Source organism: Streptomyces sp. NPDC020747 (genome assembly GCF_044334695.1).
GTDB lineage: Bacteria > Actinomycetota > Actinomycetes > Streptomycetales > Streptomycetaceae > Streptomyces.
Genome location: NZ_JBIRTJ010000028.1, coordinates 35,172 through 50,187, shown reverse-complemented (window position 1 = coordinate 50,187; position 15,016 = coordinate 35,172). Strand labels below are relative to the sequence as shown.

General features: G+C 72.9%; 14 protein-coding genes and 1 pseudogene. 5 read left to right on the top strand and 10 right to left on the bottom strand.

What is annotated here, in order from left to right:
* Positions 1 to 3: 3 nt before the first annotated feature.
* Together ACH4YP_RS45370 and ACH4YP_RS45365 are read right to left on the bottom strand one after the other, a co-directional pair.
* On the bottom strand, positions 4 to 1,320 hold the full coding sequence (locus ACH4YP_RS45370) for an ABC transporter substrate-binding protein (RefSeq protein WP_398497258.1): 1,317 nt from the start codon (positions 1,318 to 1,320) through the stop codon (positions 4 to 6).
* Complete coding sequence (locus tag ACH4YP_RS45365; RefSeq protein WP_398497304.1) at positions 1,295 to 1,834, bottom strand: hypothetical protein; 540 nt, start codon at positions 1,832 to 1,834, stop codon at positions 1,295 to 1,297. Before ACH4YP_RS45365 ends, ACH4YP_RS45370 begins: the two co-directional genes overlap by 26 nt.
* A 128-nt stretch (positions 1,835 to 1,962) precedes the next feature.
* On the opposite strand from ACH4YP_RS45365, the gene ACH4YP_RS45360 reads away from it, so the two are divergent.
* From ACH4YP_RS45360 to ACH4YP_RS45350, 3 genes and pseudogenes are all read left to right on the top strand, one after another.
* Positions 1,963 to 2,460 (top strand): hypothetical protein, encoded by a 498-nt coding sequence (locus ACH4YP_RS45360; RefSeq protein WP_398497256.1) that lies wholly within the window; start codon positions 1,963 to 1,965, stop codon positions 2,458 to 2,460.
* A gap of 20 nt (positions 2,461 to 2,480) precedes the next feature.
* Positions 2,481 to 5,777 carry an ATP-binding cassette domain-containing protein gene (locus ACH4YP_RS45355; RefSeq protein WP_398497254.1) on the top strand — a complete coding sequence of 1,099 codons (3,297 nt, stop codon included), beginning with the start codon at positions 2,481 to 2,483 and terminating at the stop codon, positions 5,775 to 5,777.
* A pseudogene (locus ACH4YP_RS45350) lies at positions 5,774 to 6,415 on the top strand (ATP-binding cassette domain-containing protein); the annotation flags it as partial. The gene ACH4YP_RS45355 and the pseudogene ACH4YP_RS45350, both read left to right, overlap by 4 nt.
* Here ACH4YP_RS45350 and ACH4YP_RS45345 read toward each other — a convergent pair.
* Together ACH4YP_RS45345 and ACH4YP_RS45340 are read right to left on the bottom strand one after the other, a co-directional pair.
* Positions 6,396 to 7,148: a transglycosylase family protein gene (locus ACH4YP_RS45345; RefSeq protein WP_398497302.1), complete on the bottom strand. Its 753-nt coding sequence runs from the start codon at positions 7,146 to 7,148 to the stop codon at positions 6,396 to 6,398. The pseudogene ACH4YP_RS45350 and the gene ACH4YP_RS45345 overlap by 20 nt on opposite strands.
* Before the next feature lie 112 nt (positions 7,149 to 7,260).
* Entirely contained in the window at positions 7,261 to 7,890 is a 630-nt protein-coding gene (locus ACH4YP_RS45340) for a transglycosylase family protein (RefSeq protein WP_398497252.1), read from the bottom strand.
* A 595-nt stretch (positions 7,891 to 8,485) separates the two neighbouring features.
* Between ACH4YP_RS45340 and ACH4YP_RS45335 the strand changes: the two genes are divergently transcribed.
* The gene (locus ACH4YP_RS45335) at positions 8,486 to 9,277 is read left to right on the top strand and encodes a hypothetical protein (protein WP_361067621.1); all 792 of its coding nucleotides are present in this window, start codon (positions 8,486 to 8,488) and stop codon (positions 9,275 to 9,277) included.
* A gap of 155 nt (positions 9,278 to 9,432) precedes the next feature.
* Positions 9,433 to 9,825 (top strand): hypothetical protein, encoded by a 393-nt coding sequence (locus ACH4YP_RS45330; protein ID WP_361067618.1) that lies wholly within the window; start codon positions 9,433 to 9,435, stop codon positions 9,823 to 9,825.
* An 83-nt stretch (positions 9,826 to 9,908) separates the two neighbouring features.
* Here the strand turns inward: ACH4YP_RS45330 and der are convergent, their stop codons facing one another.
* The 6 genes from der to ACH4YP_RS45300 form a co-directional block, all read right to left on the bottom strand.
* The gene (gene der, locus ACH4YP_RS45325; RefSeq protein WP_361067615.1) at positions 9,909 to 11,390 is read right to left on the bottom strand and encodes a ribosome biogenesis GTPase Der; all 1,482 of its coding nucleotides are present in this window, start codon (positions 11,388 to 11,390) and stop codon (positions 9,909 to 9,911) included.
* Positions 11,391 to 11,465: 75 nt separating this feature from the next.
* Positions 11,466 to 12,104, bottom strand: a complete 639-nt coding sequence (locus ACH4YP_RS45320) for a lysophospholipid acyltransferase family protein (protein WP_361067633.1) — start codon at positions 12,102 to 12,104, stop codon at positions 11,466 to 11,468.
* Between the two features lie 11 nt (positions 12,105 to 12,115).
* Positions 12,116 to 12,811, bottom strand: coding sequence for a (d)CMP kinase (gene cmk / locus ACH4YP_RS45315; protein ID WP_361067612.1), 696 nt, complete (start codon positions 12,809 to 12,811; stop codon positions 12,116 to 12,118).
* A 211-nt stretch (positions 12,812 to 13,022) separates the two neighbouring features.
* Positions 13,023 to 14,108, bottom strand: a complete 1,086-nt coding sequence (locus ACH4YP_RS45310; RefSeq protein WP_398497249.1) for a prephenate dehydrogenase — start codon at positions 14,106 to 14,108, stop codon at positions 13,023 to 13,025.
* Positions 14,105 to 14,467 (bottom strand): chorismate mutase, encoded by a 363-nt coding sequence (gene aroH / locus ACH4YP_RS45305; protein ID WP_361067607.1) that lies wholly within the window; start codon positions 14,465 to 14,467, stop codon positions 14,105 to 14,107. Before aroH ends, ACH4YP_RS45310 begins: the two co-directional genes overlap by 4 nt.
* 139 nt (positions 14,468 to 14,606) lie before the next feature.
* Positions 14,607 to 14,864 (bottom strand): YidB family protein, encoded by a 258-nt coding sequence (locus ACH4YP_RS45300; RefSeq protein ID WP_398497300.1) that lies wholly within the window; start codon positions 14,862 to 14,864, stop codon positions 14,607 to 14,609.
* Between the last annotated feature and the right edge of the window lie 152 nt (positions 14,865 to 15,016).

Genomic DNA, 15,016 nt, shown 5'->3' with positions numbered 1-15,016 from the left:
GCATCAGGGCTTGTAGGACAACTGCGGCACGTCGAAGCATTCGTCGTTCATGTCGCCCTGGCTGACCCATCCGCGGGCGTCCTCCCAGCGGGCCACCGAGAGGCAGGTCCTGCGGGTCTTCGGGGGTTCGGGCAGGCGCTCGTACCGGACGGGCAGCAGCAGACCGTCGGCCGTGTACGGCTTCCCCGTGTCCATGAAACGGTCGACGCACGCACGCGTGACGCCCGTTCTCGCGCAGGACCTCGCCGCGTCCGTGAACCACATCGCGGCGGCCCAGCCCTCCAGCTGCCACTGGGAGTGGCTCTTCAGGTTCTTCGTGCCGTCCCGGAACTCCCGTACGGCCTCGTGTCCCGTCGCCGTGCCCGTGGCCGTGTCGTCGTAATTGCGGCTCGAACCCGTCGCCCACAGGGCGTTGCGGCAGCGCGGCGCGTCCTTGTAGTCCTCGCGGACGGTGGACGTCCAGTTCTGCACGTTGGTGACCTTGGCGACGACGTCGGCGCCGACGTCGTCCATCGCCTTGCACAGCCGCGCGTTTCCGTACGTGTCGATGGCGTCGAAGACCACGTCGGCGCCCTGCTCCTTCAGGTCGGCGGCGGCGGCACGGAAGTTGGGCAGTGCGAAGTCGACCTGCTCGGTGACCACCTTGTAGCCTTCGGCCTTCAGGCCCTCGGTGACGAGCCGGGCGTAGGCGGCGGACGCGGACTGGTTGTACGAGACGACGGCCGCCGTACGGGCGCCCTGCTCGCGCTTGAAGTAGCGGTAGGTCTCGGTGCCGCCGTACAGCCTGCCGTCCCAGCCGGGCTCGCCGTCCCGTGGGGCGAGGCTGCCGTAGATCCCGTAGAGGTGCGGATAGGTGTCGTACGCCGCGCCGATGGGCTGTCCGCCGATGTCGGGCACGCGCGCGCGTGACACCCGGGAGGCGCCCGCGTAGTCGAGCGCGCTGGTAGCGACGAGGGCGACCACCTTGTCCTCGTCGACGAGCTTGTGCACGCATTCGTTGTTGCCGACACCGCTGCCGCCGTCGTCGCACGTGCGGACGTCGACCCGGCGCCCGGCGACGCCGCCACGCGCGTTCAGCCGGTCGAAATACGCCTTCGCGCCGTCGCGCGGCCCGGTGAAGGCGTTGCCGCCGACCGGGCTGGTGGCGCTCGTGATGATCCCCACGCGCAGGGGCTCCGCGGTGCCCGGCGTGGGCGTACCGCGCGGCCGGTCGGACCGGTCGGCGAAGGCGCTCTCCGGGAGACGGCTGCCGCAGGCCGTGCCCACCAGGAGCAGCAGGCCCGCGACAGCGCACTCAGCAACCCGGACCCGGCGACGCATTGCCGCTCAGCCCGACCAGACCGCACAGCGTCTTGACGGACACCTTCCACGTGTCGTCCTGCTCGACGGCGGTCCCCGCGGCGTTCGGCATGACCGTGGCGCCCTTCAGGGTGAGCGTGTACGTCACGTTCGCCGCGGTCGGCGCGGTGAACTCGACCTGGTCGACGGTCGCCTCCACCTGCCCGCCCCGCTCGTCGCCGCTGAAGCTCTCCAGGACCTGCGCCATGTTGTCGCCGTTCTCCAGAAGGGCCTGTTTGTCCTTCAGGGGGACGTCGGGGTCGAAGAACTTCTTCCAGTTCCCCTTGATCTCCTTCTCGGCCGCCGCCGGATCGTCCGGAGCGCTCGCGCTCGGACTCGGCTCGGTCGTCGTGGGCTGCTCCACGGAGGGCGAGGGCGGAGTCGTGTCGTCGCCGCCGCTGTCGTCGCCGCAGGCCGTGAGAGCCGAGGCGAGGACGAGTACCGCCACCGCCAGCCCTCGGCCCGTCCCCCGCCTGAGGTCACTCCCGAGAACCATCTGGCTCACCACCGGGTGTCGGTCCGGGCCAAGTGCGCCCGGAGCTTTCAGGGTCAGCTTGCAGAAGGCATAGTGCAAGTCCATCGGCGGACTTGGAAGACAGCCGGACACATGACATGGGAGCCCCCATGCGAACAGCTCGACCGCGGACCGTGCACCCCGTCCTCTGGGCCGGGTGGGCCGCGCTCGCCGCGGGAGCGGTGCTGTGCGTCCTCGGCTGGTACGGGATCTCCGGCGAGCGGTACGCGGAACGCCAGCTGCCGTACCTCGCGTCCTGCACCGTGCCGGGAGCCGCGCTGATCATCGCGGGCGCGGTGCTCCTCGCCCACGGCAGGAACACCCTCGCGGCGGCCCGCGTGGAGGAGCTGTACGGGCTCCTGGTGGCCGCCGATCCCGCCGACGCCGACGAGTCCGGGCAGGCGGCCGCCGCGCCCGTGGCCGTCGGCGGAGACCTGCTGATGGTGCCCGGCGGCACGCTCTGGCACCGCGCGGACTGCCCGCTGGTCTCCGGGAAGGCGGAGGCCCTGCCGGTCGACTCACGGGTCCTCGCGGGCGGCGAACTGGCCCCCTGCCCGATCTGCGAGCCCACCACCCCGGACCCCCGGCCGTCCGGGGCGGACGACTGATGTCCGGCGGCTGACGGCCGATGGCGTCACTGACGTACGACCTCACGCTCGCCGGGCTCTCCGTCGGCAGCGCCGCCGCGCTCAGCGGGATCGGCCTGGTCGTCACCCACCGGGCGACCGGCGTCCTCAACTTCGCGCACGGCGCGATCGCCATGGTGTGCGCCTATCTGCTGTGGCAGCTCACGGTCGAGTGGGACTGGCCGCTGCCGCTCGCCGCCGCGCTCACGCTGCTCGTGGTGGCCCCGGGCATCGGCATGGCACTGGAACGGTTCGTCTTCCGTCCCCTGTCCGTCCTCGGCAGCGACCCGGCGCAGACCCTCGTCGCGTCCATCGGCGTGTTCGTCCTCCTAGTCGGCGGCGCGGCCCTGATCTGGGGCCCCGGCGCACGCTCGGACGCGCCGACGCTCGTCTCGGCGGACCCGTGGGGACAGCTGGCAGTGACACTGGTCCTCGCCGTGGGCGTGGGCGCGGTGATCCGCTGGACGCGCTTCGGCCGAGAGCTGCGGGCCGTCGTCGACGACCGTTCGCTCGCCGTCCTGGGCGGCATCGACGCGGACCGGGTGGCCGCGGCCGGCTGGGCCTTCGGCTCGTTCACAGCCGGCCTGACAGGCGTGCTGCTGGCCCCGTACGTACGCCTGGACCCGTACGGCATGCCGCTCCTCGTGATGGAGGTGGTGGCGGTCGCCGTCGCCGCCCGGATGCGCAGCCTGCCGGTGGCCGTGGTCGTGGCACTCGGCATCGGGGTCGCCCAGAGCCAGCTGACGCGGCTGCACCCGACGGGCTGGCGCGAGCCGCTGCTCCAGGCGGTGGGCGCGAACCTCTTCGTCGTCGCCCTGCTGGTCGCGGCGCTGGTCCTGCCCGGCATCGGCACCCGGGACGCGCTTCCGCGCACCGCGAGCGCCCGGGTGGCGACCCCGCCGGGCGCGTGGATCGTGGCCGTGGTCCTGTTCCTGCTCCCCCTGGGCTTCGCGGGCTCGGACCTGCACACGTCCGTCCAGGTCCCGGCCCTGGGGGTCGTCCTGCTGTCCCTGGTCGTGGTGACGGGCCGCGGCGGCCAGATCTCCCTGGGCCAGGCGGCGTACGCGGGTCTGGGCGCCCTCTTCACCGCGCTGCTGGCGGCGGGCCGCTTCCCGGGCCTGCCTGAACTCCCCGAACTGGCCGCGCTCGCGGTGGCCGTCCTGCTGGTGGCGCCCCTGGGCCTGCTGACCGGCTGGCCCGCCATCGGCCGCCACGGCCTGGCCCTCGCCCTGGCCACCTTCGCGGTGGGTGTCGGAGTCAGCCGCTTCGTCTTCGCCCAGCCGTACGCGACCTCGGGTCTGACCCTGGGCCGCCCGGCGGGCTTCGACGGCGACCGCGCGTACTACGCACTCGAACTCGCCCTACTCGCGGGCGCGTTGCTGGCCGCCCACGCACTGCGCAGGGGCCGTACGGGCCGGGCCCTGGCGGCGATGCGCGACCACGAGGCGGGCGCGTCGGCGGCGGGCGTCCGCGTGCCGGCGCTCAAACTGACGGCCTTCGTCGCGGGCGCCGCCCTGGCCGCGCTGGGCGGCGGCATGCTCGGCATGGGCCTGCGCGCCTTCGACCCCGCCGCGTACGACCCGGTCCGCGGCCTGCTGTGGTTCGCCGCGATCGTCGTCCTCGGCGCCGACAGCGTCCTCGGCGCGCTGCTCGCGGCGGCCCTCCTGGTCGGCCTGGACGCGGGGACACGCGGCGGCGTCGCGGCGGCCCTGATCGGCCTCCTGGCGGTCTTCGTCGGCCGCTTCCCGGGCGGCCCGTACGAGGCCCTGCGCCTGGCGGCCGAACGCCTGCGGCTGCGCCGCGAGGTGACGCTCACTCCACTCGGCGCGAGCGTGCGGCGCCGACTCCGGGCGACGCTCACGGGCCCCGGCACGCACCCCCGGCCGGCAGCCGCGGCGGGGGCGACGGCACTGGCGGGACCGTCCGCCACCACGGTCACGGGAATGAGCGTCCTCGGTGGGCGCCCGCTGGTGGAGCGGCCGGTACGACGATCCGCTCCCGCGGCAGGTGAGTCCGCGGCGCCCTGGACGTCCGGCTCGCCTTCGACGTCCGACACACCGGGGCGTACCGGTGCGCCCGGGACCACGGACTCCGGCCTGCCGCCGGTGCCCGGCGGAATCAGGGGCGAAGGCCGGGGCGAAGACCCGCTTCGAGCGTCCGCCGCACCCGATGCGGAGGACACCGGACCGGCGGCGGGCACCGGACCGGCCGAACCCCACGAGCGTCCCGCCCCGCCGCCCGGCGCCCCGGAGCCCGGCGCAGCCGACAGTGGCGGCACGCCCGGCACGCCTCGGGCCGCCGTGGGCCCCGCCGAGCGATTCGGCGCGGCTCCCCCGCCGGACGCGGGCCGGGCCGCGGCGGGCGGTGGCCGACCCGTGTCGTCCAAGCCCGGCTCACCACATGACCCGACCTCCGAAGACGGTGAACCGGGCACGGCGGCCATTCCGAGGGCTCCCGAGTCCGACGCCCGCGCTACGGCCGTGCCCCGCGCCGCGGACCCCACGGCACGCTGGCCGGCCCGGCCCCGGCTCTCCCCCGCCCCGCCCGTCCTCCCCCTTCTCCGCGCACGCGGTCTCCGCGTCGCCTACGACGGGTTCACCGCCCTGGACGGCGTGGACCTCGATCTGAGCCCGGGCCGGATCACCGCCGTCGTCGGGCCCAACGGGGCCGGGAAGAGCACCCTGTTCCACTGTCTCGCCGGGACCGTGCGGCCGGATGCCGGGCGGATCGGGCTCGGGGAGCGGGACATCACCCGGCTGCCCGCCCACGCGCGGACCCGGCTCGGTATCGCCCGCACTTTTCAGCAACTCGCCGTCTTCCCGACCCTGACGGTGGCGGAGAACGTACGCGTGGGCGCCGAGCAGGGGCGCGTCGTGGACGCGGACGCCGTGGAACGGATGCTGCGGCTGCTCGGGCTCGACGGAGCCGTCCGGGCACTCCCGGCGGCGGGCCTGCCGACCGGCACGCTGCGGCGGGTCGAACTCGCGCGGGCCCTGGCGGGACGCCCGCGTGTCCTGCTCCTCGACGAGCCCGCGGCGGGACTGGACACGGGCGAGGTGACGGCGCTGGCCCGGGTGCTGGGCGCGCTGGCCGCGGACGGTACGGCCCTGCTCGTCGTCGAGCACGACCTGGACCTCGTGGCCGAGCTGGCCGACACCGTGCACGTCATGACGGCGGGCCGCGTCGTCGCCTCCGGCCCCGCCGACCACGTACTGGAAGGCCTCGACCGGCTCGAGGCACACCAGGGGCACCAGGGCGGCCGGGGAAGCCAGGGGCTCGGAACGGCGGTCGACGGATGAGCCCGCCCGGCATCTCCCTGCGCCACGCGCGCGTGCGGTACGGCCCGCTGGAGGCGCTGCACGGGGTGACACTCCACGCGCCCGCCCCCGGCGTCACCGTCCTGCTCGGCCGCAACGGCTCGGGCCGTACGACCGCGCTGCGCGCCCTCGCCGGAACCGTGCCCCTGTCCCGCGGGGCCGTGGTCTGGGACGGCACCGACGTCACGGGGATGCCCGCGTACGAACGGGCCCGCCGCGGTCTGTGCCTCGTCCCGGACCGCCGGGCCGTCTTCGGCTCGCTCACCGTCCGCGAGAACCTCTCACTCGCCGCCCCCGGCCAGGACTTCGCGCCCGCCCTGGACGCGTATCCCCAACTGGGCCCCCTGCTCCCGAGGAGGGCGGGGACCCTCTCCGGCGGCGAGCAGCGCATGCTCGCCCTCTCCCGCGCCCTCCTGGCACGCGCGCGCGTGGTCCTCGTCGACGAACCCGCGCAGGGCATGTCCCCGACGGTCGCCGCCCGCACCTACGAGCTGCTGAGCGGCCTCGACGCCTGCGTGATCGTCGCCGAACAGCGCCTGCCGCCCGGCCTGCACGGCGGGACGACGATCGTGTACGAACTCCGGCGCGGCGCGGTCGTGTTCAGCGGCGAGGCGACGGAGACGGCGGTCTCGGCAGCGGCGGACCCATCAGGACCGGCGGAGGCGTCGTGGCGGCGCGGTCCTGGGGGTCCGCCTGGTCCGACACTCCCGGGAGACTCGGGGAGCCGGTGGCCGCGTCCTCCGGAGGAACCGTCGGAGAAGTCACCGGAGGCAGCGCCGGAGTGACCAGCCGCCCCGGCCGTGCCCCCTTCGGCAGCTTCAGCATGGTGCCGGGACTCAGCCGCTCCGGATGCTCTCCGACCATCTTACGATTGAGCTTGTAGAGCGCCTGCCAGCCGCCCTTGACGCGGTAGCGGCGGGCGATCGACACGAGCGACTCGCCGGACCTCACCACATGCGCCCGGCCCTTGAGCTTGTACCTCTTGGAACAGACGGGCCACGCCTCCCATCCCTGGACGCGCAGCACCTCCTCCGCGACCCGGATCTGCTCGGCGCGCGTGGCGAGGTCGGCACGCGGTGCGTAGGCCAGACCGCCGAACGCCTTCCAGGTGGGCTGCCAGAACTGCAGTCCTCCGTAGAACCTGTTCCCGGTGTTCGCGTCCCAGCGGCCACTGCTCTCGCACTGGGCGAGACAGCCCCACGGCCACTGGTCCTTGGCGCAGTCGTACGGCACCCGGTCCGGCACCGGCGGACCGGGTGCCGTGGGCGGTGGTCCCCCGGGCGGTGGTGCCGCGACCGCCACCGCGGGGGCGAGTACGGCCAGGACGACGGCGACGACGGCCGCGTACCGCATGCGCTTGATCGACATCGGGCCACGCTAGGCAGGGTGGTGACGGCCCATCCGCGAGCCGCGCAGGCGTCCGACGGGGCCCCACCCGGTCGGAGGACCGGGTGGGGCCCCGGGCTCACAGCTCCAGCCGCTGGCCGGGGACGATCATGTCGGGGTCCCCGCCGATGGCGGCCTCGTTGGCGGCGTAGATCCGCTGCCAGGTGGTTCCGTGCCGGGCCGCGATGGCGCTCAGTGTGTCGCCGCCGCGGACGGTGTAGTCACCGCGGGACGAGCCGCGGCCGGTGTGGCCCGCCGAACGCTCGGGCGCCTTCGCTGCCTTCGCCGGCTTCGACGGGACGGCCTTGGCGGTGGGGGCGCTGGGCGTGGACGCCGCGGGCGCACCGCCGGACGCGCCCGCGCGTGACGAACAGGTGGGCCAGGCGCCCCATCCCTGCCCGCGCTGCACCTTGGTGGCGACAGCGATCTGCTGCGTCTTGGAGGCCTTGTCGGCGGTGGACGCGTAGGCCGAGCCGCCGTACGCGCGCCAGGTGCCGGCGGAGAACTGGAGTCCTCCGTAGTAGCCGTTCCCGGTGTTGATGTGCCAGTTGCCGCCGCTCTCGCACTGGGCGATGCGGTCCCACACTCCGCTGTCCGCCGCCGCGGCGTTCCCGGTGGCGGCGAGCAGTCCGAGCGGGGCGAGCAGTGCCGCCCCGGCGAGGACCGCCGCGGTACGAGTCTTACGGGTGGTATCGGCACATTCGGACATGTAGTTCCCTCTCCAAGGACCCGGGCTCCCCCAAGGCGGCCCGGAAGGTCCCGCGTGTCGACGCGACCCTTCCGTTTCACCCCGTCCGCCGGAGATGGTGCTGATGGAACTGGTGGAACTGGTGGAACTGGTGACGCTTCTGGTGGTGCTGGTCATACTTCTGGCTGACTTGCGGTGCGTCGGCGGACGTACCCGAGCGGTGCTCGTTGCACACAGCGGAGCAATGTAGAGAGCCGGGAGGCCCGGTAACAACCAACTCCTTGTCGTTCCAGGCCAGTTCATCGTTACCCGGAGTATCAGCGAATTTGAGACACCCGCTTCATTCGCTGATTTCCGGATTTGTCGACCAACCGACCTGACGATCCGTGACTCACCTCACCGGATCAACTTCCTTGGAACCCCGAGAAGTTGGCGTGGAGTAACAGATTCCGCAGCCGGGTTCACCCTGTGCGCAGGATGGTTCGATTCCGTTCGCTCCCGGGCGTGACCCCCGCCACAGATCGTCCGTTGTCTTCTTCATGAGCCGGGAACCCATCCGGTTCATGGGCCGGGGGCCACCCGGCCGCACCACGCACCGCATCCCGAGGAGCCACCCGTGCCGCGCATGCTCGACGTCAGCGACGACGTACGCGCCGAGATCGGCGACGAAGAAGCCGACCGGCTGCTCGCCGGAGAGAACGCCCCGGGCAGTTACGACTGCACGTCCTGCCGCACCCAGGGCGACTCCGAACAGGAGCGCACCAGCACCGTCCTGTTCATCGGCGACGAGACCGCCGTACTCGCCTTCGCCCACGCCACCTGCCTGCCCTCGCAGGTCGTCCAGGTGACCGAGGAGCAACTGCAGGGCGCCGTCCGTTCCATCACCGGCGACTCCACCACCGGGGCCGAGCGCCCCGCCGAGGCCCTGCCCGAGCAGGCCGTCCTCGGTGTCACCAGCGGGCTCGTCCTGCTCGGCGGCGAGCTGCACCCCGCGCTCGTCGTCGAGCCGACGGCACGCATCGCCCGGCCCGGCACGACGGGAGGAGCGGGCGACGACTTCCTGCCGCTCCTCATCGAGCAGGGCTTCATGCCGCTGAGCCAGGTCACGGAGGTGCCGCCCGTGCTGCACGGCTGGTCCGTGCTGCTCGCCATGGGCCAGCTGCACGCGGTCCTGCAGCCCGGCACCGGCGGCGGCTCGCCCGTCGCCTGGTGGCAGGCCCACCAGCCCCTCCAGGTCACCGACAGCTGGCGGGCGGCCGCCAACAAGCACCAGCAGGTGCTGCTGTTCGCGGCCCCGGTCGGCTCGATCGGCCGCCAGCCCCGCGAGGACCTGCTGCGCCAGGCCCTCGACAAGGCCGCCGCCAATGGCCAGCTGGTGGCGAGCGCGATGCCCCTGGCCGGCACCTGAGCGCGGGCCCCGGTCCACGAATGCGCCGGAAACGCTCCCGGTGACCGGCCAATACGGACCGTCGGCCGCATCCGAAGGGCGGCGGGGTCGTTGGCACAGACGTGCACACCTACGACTCCCCCCGCCGCCTGCCGTACACGTCCCCGATCCCGGCCATGCGGCCGGTACAGGACACCGCGGGCATCCATTCGGCCACGCCGATCTACGACGCGCTCTTCGCGGAGTTCCGCAAGGCCTTCCGGACCCTGCCGGGCGACCGCAGCGGCGAGGAGGAGCTCGGCTTCACGGCGTTCGGGACCGGGCCGCACGGCGGCGGCCTGTACGGCTCGGGCCTGCACGGGACGGGGCTGCTCAGCACGAGCTCGTACAACTCGGGCGCGTACACGCCGACCGCGTACGGCATGCGGCACGTCGGGCAGCACCAGACGGGGCAGGTGTCCACGCACCAGAGCCAGACCGTCACGTCCGTCTGGCAGCCGGTGGCGCGGCAGCACGCCACCGGCCTGATCCCGGCGGCGCTCCCGCCCGGACCGCGCCGCGAACGCTGAGGCACCGGGAAGACTGAGGCACATGGGTGAGGGCCCCGCAGTTCTGCGGGGCCCTCACCCATGTGCGTACACGTGCCGTGCGGCTACTTCTTCCTGCCGCGCTTCTCGCGGACCCGCACCGAGATGTGGATCGGCGTGCCCTCGAAGGTGAACTCCTCGCGCAGCCTGCGCTCCACGAAGCGGCGGTAGCCGTGCTCGATGAAGCCCGAGGAGAACAGCACGAACCGCGGCGGCTTCGTGCCCGCCTGGGTGCCGAAGAGGATGCGGGGCTGCTTGCCGCCCCTGACCGGGTGCGGGTGGGCGGCGACCAGCTCGCCCAGGAAGGCGTTCAGCCGGCCCGTGGGAACACGCGACTCCCAGCCCTCGATCGCGGTCTCGATCGCCGGGACGAGCTTCTCCATGTGCCGGCCCGTACGCGCCGAGACGTTGACCCGGGGCGCCCAGGAGACCTGGGCGAGCTCGGTCTCGATCTCTCGCTCCAGGTAGTAGCGGCGCTCCTCGTCGAGGGTGTCCCACTTGTTGAAGGCGAGGACGATCGCACGCCCGGCCTCGACCGCCATCGTGACGATGCGCTGGTCCTGGACCGAGATGGTCTCGCAGGCGTCGATCAGGATGACGGCGACTTCGGCCTTCTCCACCGCAGCGGCCGTACGCAGCGAGGCGTAGTAGTCGGCGCCCTGCTGGAGGTGGACGCGCTTGCGGATACCGGCCGTGTCGACGAACTTCCAGGTGACACCGCCGAGTTCGATGAGCTCGTCGACCGGGTCACGGGTGGTGCCCGCGACCTCGTTGACGACCACGCGGTCCTCGTTGGCCACCTTGTTCAGCAGCGACGACTTGCCCACGTTCGGGCGGCCGATGAGGGCGATGCGTCGCGGGCCGCCGACGGCGGTACCGAAGGTCTGCGCCGGGGCCTCGGGCAGCGCCTCCAGGACGGCGTCCAGCATGTCACCGGTGCCGCGGCCGTGCAGCGCGGAGACGGGGTGCGGCTCGCCGAGGCCCAGGGCCCACAGGTACGAGGCGTCGGCCTCGCCGCTCAGGCCGTCGACCTTGTTGGCGCACAGGACGACGGGCTTGCCGGCCTTGCGCAGCAGGCGCACGACCGCCTCGTCGGTGTCGGTGGCGCCGACCTTGGCGTCGACGACGAAGACGACCGCGTCGGACGCGTCGATCGCGTACTCGGCCTGCGCGGCCACGGACGCGTCGATGCCGAGGACGTCCTGCTCCCAGCCGCCGGTGTCGACGAGCTTGAAGCGGCGGCCCGCCCACTCGGCCTCGTAGGTGACGCGGTCGCGGGTGACGCCCGGCTTGTCCTCGACGACGGCCTCCCGGCGGCCGATGATCCGGTTCACCAGGGTCGACTTGCCGACGTTCGGGCGGCCGACGACGGCGAGGACCGGGAGCGGGCCGTGGCCGGCCGCCTCGATCGCGCCCTCGATGTCCTCGACGTCGAAGCCCTCTTCCGCGGCGAGCTCCATGAACTCCGCGTACTCGGCATCGCCAAGCGCCCCGTGCTCGTGCTCGGCAGGGCCTGCCGAGCCGTCGGGCTGGATGTGGTCGTTCATGAAGTCCGTACCTCGTAGTTCATCGTGGTGATCGGTGGACCGCCCGTATCGGGTGATCCACTACTGAAGTGTCTCTCAACGCCCCGTGAGGCGCCTGGCGTTTTCCAGGTGCGCGGTGAGCTGCTTCTGGATCCGCACGGTCGCCTCGTCGAGCGCCTTGCGCGTACGCCGTCCGCTGCCGTCGCCCGCCTCGAACGGGTCACCGAAGACGACGTCGACCCGGCTGCGCAGCGGGGGCAGCGCCTTTATCAACCGGCCGCGCCGCTCCGTGCTTCCCAGGACGGCGACCGGGACGATCGGGGCCCCGCTGCGGACGGCGAAGTAGGAGAGCCCCCCGCGCAGTGCGGCGAAGTCGCCCTCGCCGCGGGAGCCCTCCGGGAAGATCCCGAGGACCCCGCCGTTCTCCAGCACGCCCAGCGCGCGCGTGATGGCCGTCCGGTCGGTGGTGTCACGGTCGACCTTGATCTGGCCGACGCGGGTCATGAACGGGTCGAGCGGGCCGACGAACGCCTCTTTCTTGACCAGGAAGTGCGAGGGCCGGGGCGCCACGCCGATGACCATCGGGCCGTCGATGTTGTGGGAGTGGTTGACCGCGAAGATCACCGGGCCGGTCGCGGGGACCCTCCAGGCACCCAGCACCCGCGGCTTCCACAGGCCGTACATCAGGCCGACGCCGATGCGCCGCCCGACCTCGGCGCCCTTGACCGAGGGCATGGACGCGACGCTCACTTCGTGGCCCGCTTCTCCTCGACGAGGGTGACGACGCACTCGATGACCTGCTGGAGCGTGAGGTCGGAGGTGTCCACCTCGACCGCGTCGTCCGCCTTGGCGAGCGGCGAGGCCTTTCGGCTGGAGTCGGCCGCGTCCCGCTTGATGAGGGCCTCGCGGGTGGCGTTGACGTCGGCACCCTTGAGCTCACCGCTGCGGCGGGCCGCGCGGGCCTCCGGGGACGCGGTGAGGAAGATCTTCAGGTCGGCGTCGGGCAGCACGGTAGTGCCGATGTCCCGGCCCTCGACGACGATGCCCTGCCCGGCCGCCGAGGCGATCGAGCGCTGCAACTCGGTGATCCGGGCCCGCACCTCGGGCACCGCGCTGACCGCGCTGACCTTGGAGGTGACCTCCTGGGTGCGGATCGGGCCCGCGACATCCGTACCGTCGACCGTGATCGTCGGCGCCGAGGGGTCCGTACCGGACACGATGTCGGGCTTCCCGGCCGCGTCCGCGATCAAGGAGGGGTCGGTGACGTCGATGCCGTTGGCCACCATCCACCAGGTGATCGCCCGGTACTGGGCACCCGTGTCCAGGTAGCTCAGGCCGAGCTTCGCGGCGACGGCCTTGGAGGTGCTCGACTTGCCCGTGCCGGAGGGACCGTCGATGGCGACAATCACGGCCGGAGCGGTCCGGGCGGCGGTGGTTTCCACGGGTGCGGGCACCTTCCTGGTACGGGGTGGTGGGCTGGTTCGGGCGCGATCGTGCCCCGAACAAGGTTACTGGCTTCCCGGGCCCCGTTTTACGGACCCCGCGGTGCCCCTGCCACAGCCCCCTGGGCCACCGCCGCAACGATCACCGGGACGATCATCAAGACGTCCACCGGAACCGGGTTCACGGCGTCGTGTCGCGCACCGCCCGGCCCTACTGCCGGATCGACCAGCCCCGCTCCCGCAGCGACGCCGTCAGCACGGGCGCAGCGGAGGGCTTCACCATCAGCTCGACCAGACCCGCCTGCTGGCCGGTCGCGTGCTCGATGCGGACGTCCTCGATGTTGACGCCCGCGCGGCCCGCGTCGGCGAAGATACGGGCCAGCTGGCCCGGCTGGTCGTCGATGAGGACGACGACGCTCTCGTAGACGGTCGGGGCTGCGCCGTGCTTGCCGGGGACGCGGATCTGGCCGGCGTTGCCCCGGCGCAGGACGTCCTCGATGCCGGTGAACCCCTCGCCACGTTTGGCCTCGTCGGAGGACTGGAGGGCTCGCAGGGCCTGCACGGTCTCCTCCAGGTCGGCCGAGACGTCCGCGAGGAGGTCGGCGACCGGGCCCGGGTTCGCGGAGAGGATGTCGATCCACATCCGCGGGTCGGAGGCGGCGATCCGGGTCACGTCACGGATGCCCTGACCGCAGAGGCGTACGGCCGCCTCCTCGGCGTTCTCCAGCCGCGCGGCGACCATGCTCGACACCAGGTGGGGCATGTGGGAGACGAGGGCGACCGCGCGGTCGTGGGCGTCGGCGTCCATGACGACCGGTACGGCACGGCAGTGCGAGACGAGTTCCAGCGCGAGGTTGAGGACCTCGGTGTCCGTGTCCCGGGTCGGCGTCAGCACCCAGGGGCGCCCCTCGAAGAGGTCCCCGGTCGCGGCCAGCGGGCCCGACTTCTCGCGGCCCGACATGGGATGCGTACCGATGTACGCGGACAGGTCGAGGCCCAGCGCCTCCAGTTCACGGCGCGGCCCGCCCTTGACGCTGGCCACGTCCAGGTAGCCGCGCGCGACCCCGCGCCGCATCGCGTCGGCGAGCGCCGCGGCCACGTGCGCGGGCGGTGCCGCGATGATCGCGAGGTCGACGGGCCCGGTGGGCTCCTGGTCCGTGCCGGCGCCGAGCGCGGCGGCCGTACGGGCCTGCTCCGGGTCGTGGTCGACGAGGTGCACGACGACGCCGCGTCCCGTCAGGGCCAGCGCGGCGGACGTACCGATCAGTCCGGTACCGATGACGAGTGCGGTTCTCACTGGGCGATGTCCTTGCGGAGCGCGCCCGCGGCACCCAGGTAGACGTGCGCGATCTCGGAGCGCGGCAGATCGGACTCGATGTGCGCGAGGACCCGTACGACCCGGGGCATCGCGCCCTCGATGTCCAGCTCCTGCGCGCAGATCAGCGGTACGTCGACGATGCCGAGCTTGCGTGCCGCGGCGGCCGGGAAGTCGCTGTGCAGGTCGGGCGTCGCCGTGAACCAGATGCTGATCAGGTCCTCGGTGGTCAGCCGGTTCCGCTCAAGGACGGCGGTGAGCAGCTCGCTGACCTGCTCGTCCATGTGGCCGGCCTCGTCCCGCTCCAGTTGGACGGCGCCCCGGACCGCTCGTACCGCCACGGTGATGCTCCTTGCTGATGTACGTTCCGTCTCTTTGTACATCCAGCCTAGTCAGCCCTCGACGGCCCGGTACCGGGCGCCCGCCTGCCGAGACGCCCGCCGCGCTGTCCTGGCAGGGCGCGCGGACAGGCCGAGAGCCTCAGAACCGCTGCCGCTCGACGAGGCCTGCGAGCGAGGCGTCCGGCAGGTGTCCGTCGGGGCTCAGCCGGTCGACCACCCGAGGCAGGATCTGCGCGATCTCGGTGGCGGCCTGGTCGGTCGTGACGCCCGCCTCGTCGGCGACCTGCTTGAGGGTCTCGTCGGGCAGCGCCTGCCGGATCTGCGCGCCGGTCACGGACTGGTTCCGGCCGGTGCCGACCCAGGAGTCCTTCTGCTCCGCGAGGCCGGACCGGGTCAGACAGGTCCATCAGTCCGCCCAGCGGGTTGCCGCCGCTCCCGGTGCCGCCGCCGCTCCGAGCGCCTCCGCCGAGAACACCGCCGAGCAGACTGCCCAGATCGTCACCCGAATCACCCCTTGGCACCACTTGGAGTCAAGTTGTCCTCTAAGGT

What these genes read in the sequence shown, in the direction of transcription:
- ACH4YP_RS45370 (WP_398497258.1), bottom strand. Translation starts at nt 1,320, where the DNA reads ATGCGTCGCCGGGTCCGGGTTGCTGAGTGCGCTGTCGCGGGCCTGCTG.
- ACH4YP_RS45365 (WP_398497304.1), bottom strand. Translation starts at nt 1,834, where the DNA reads ATGGTTCTCGGGAGTGACCTCAGGCGGGGGACGGGCCGAGGGCTGGCG.
- ACH4YP_RS45360 (WP_398497256.1), top strand. Translation starts at nt 1,963, where the DNA reads ATGCGAACAGCTCGACCGCGGACCGTGCACCCCGTCCTCTGGGCCGGG.
- ACH4YP_RS45355 (WP_398497254.1), top strand. Translation starts at nt 2,481, where the DNA reads ATGGCGTCACTGACGTACGACCTCACGCTCGCCGGGCTCTCCGTCGGC.
- ACH4YP_RS45345 (WP_398497302.1), bottom strand. Translation starts at nt 7,148, where the DNA reads ATGCGGTACGCGGCCGTCGTCGCCGTCGTCCTGGCCGTACTCGCCCCC.
- ACH4YP_RS45340 (WP_398497252.1), bottom strand. Translation starts at nt 7,890, where the DNA reads ATGTCCGAATGTGCCGATACCACCCGTAAGACTCGTACCGCGGCGGTC.
- ACH4YP_RS45330 (WP_361067618.1), top strand. Translation starts at nt 9,433, where the DNA reads ATGCGGCCGGTACAGGACACCGCGGGCATCCATTCGGCCACGCCGATC.
- der (WP_361067615.1), bottom strand. Translation starts at nt 11,390, where the DNA reads ATGAACGACCACATCCAGCCCGACGGCTCGGCAGGCCCTGCCGAGCAC.
- ACH4YP_RS45320 (WP_361067633.1), bottom strand. Translation starts at nt 12,104, where the DNA reads ATGCCCTCGGTCAAGGGCGCCGAGGTCGGGCGGCGCATCGGCGTCGGC.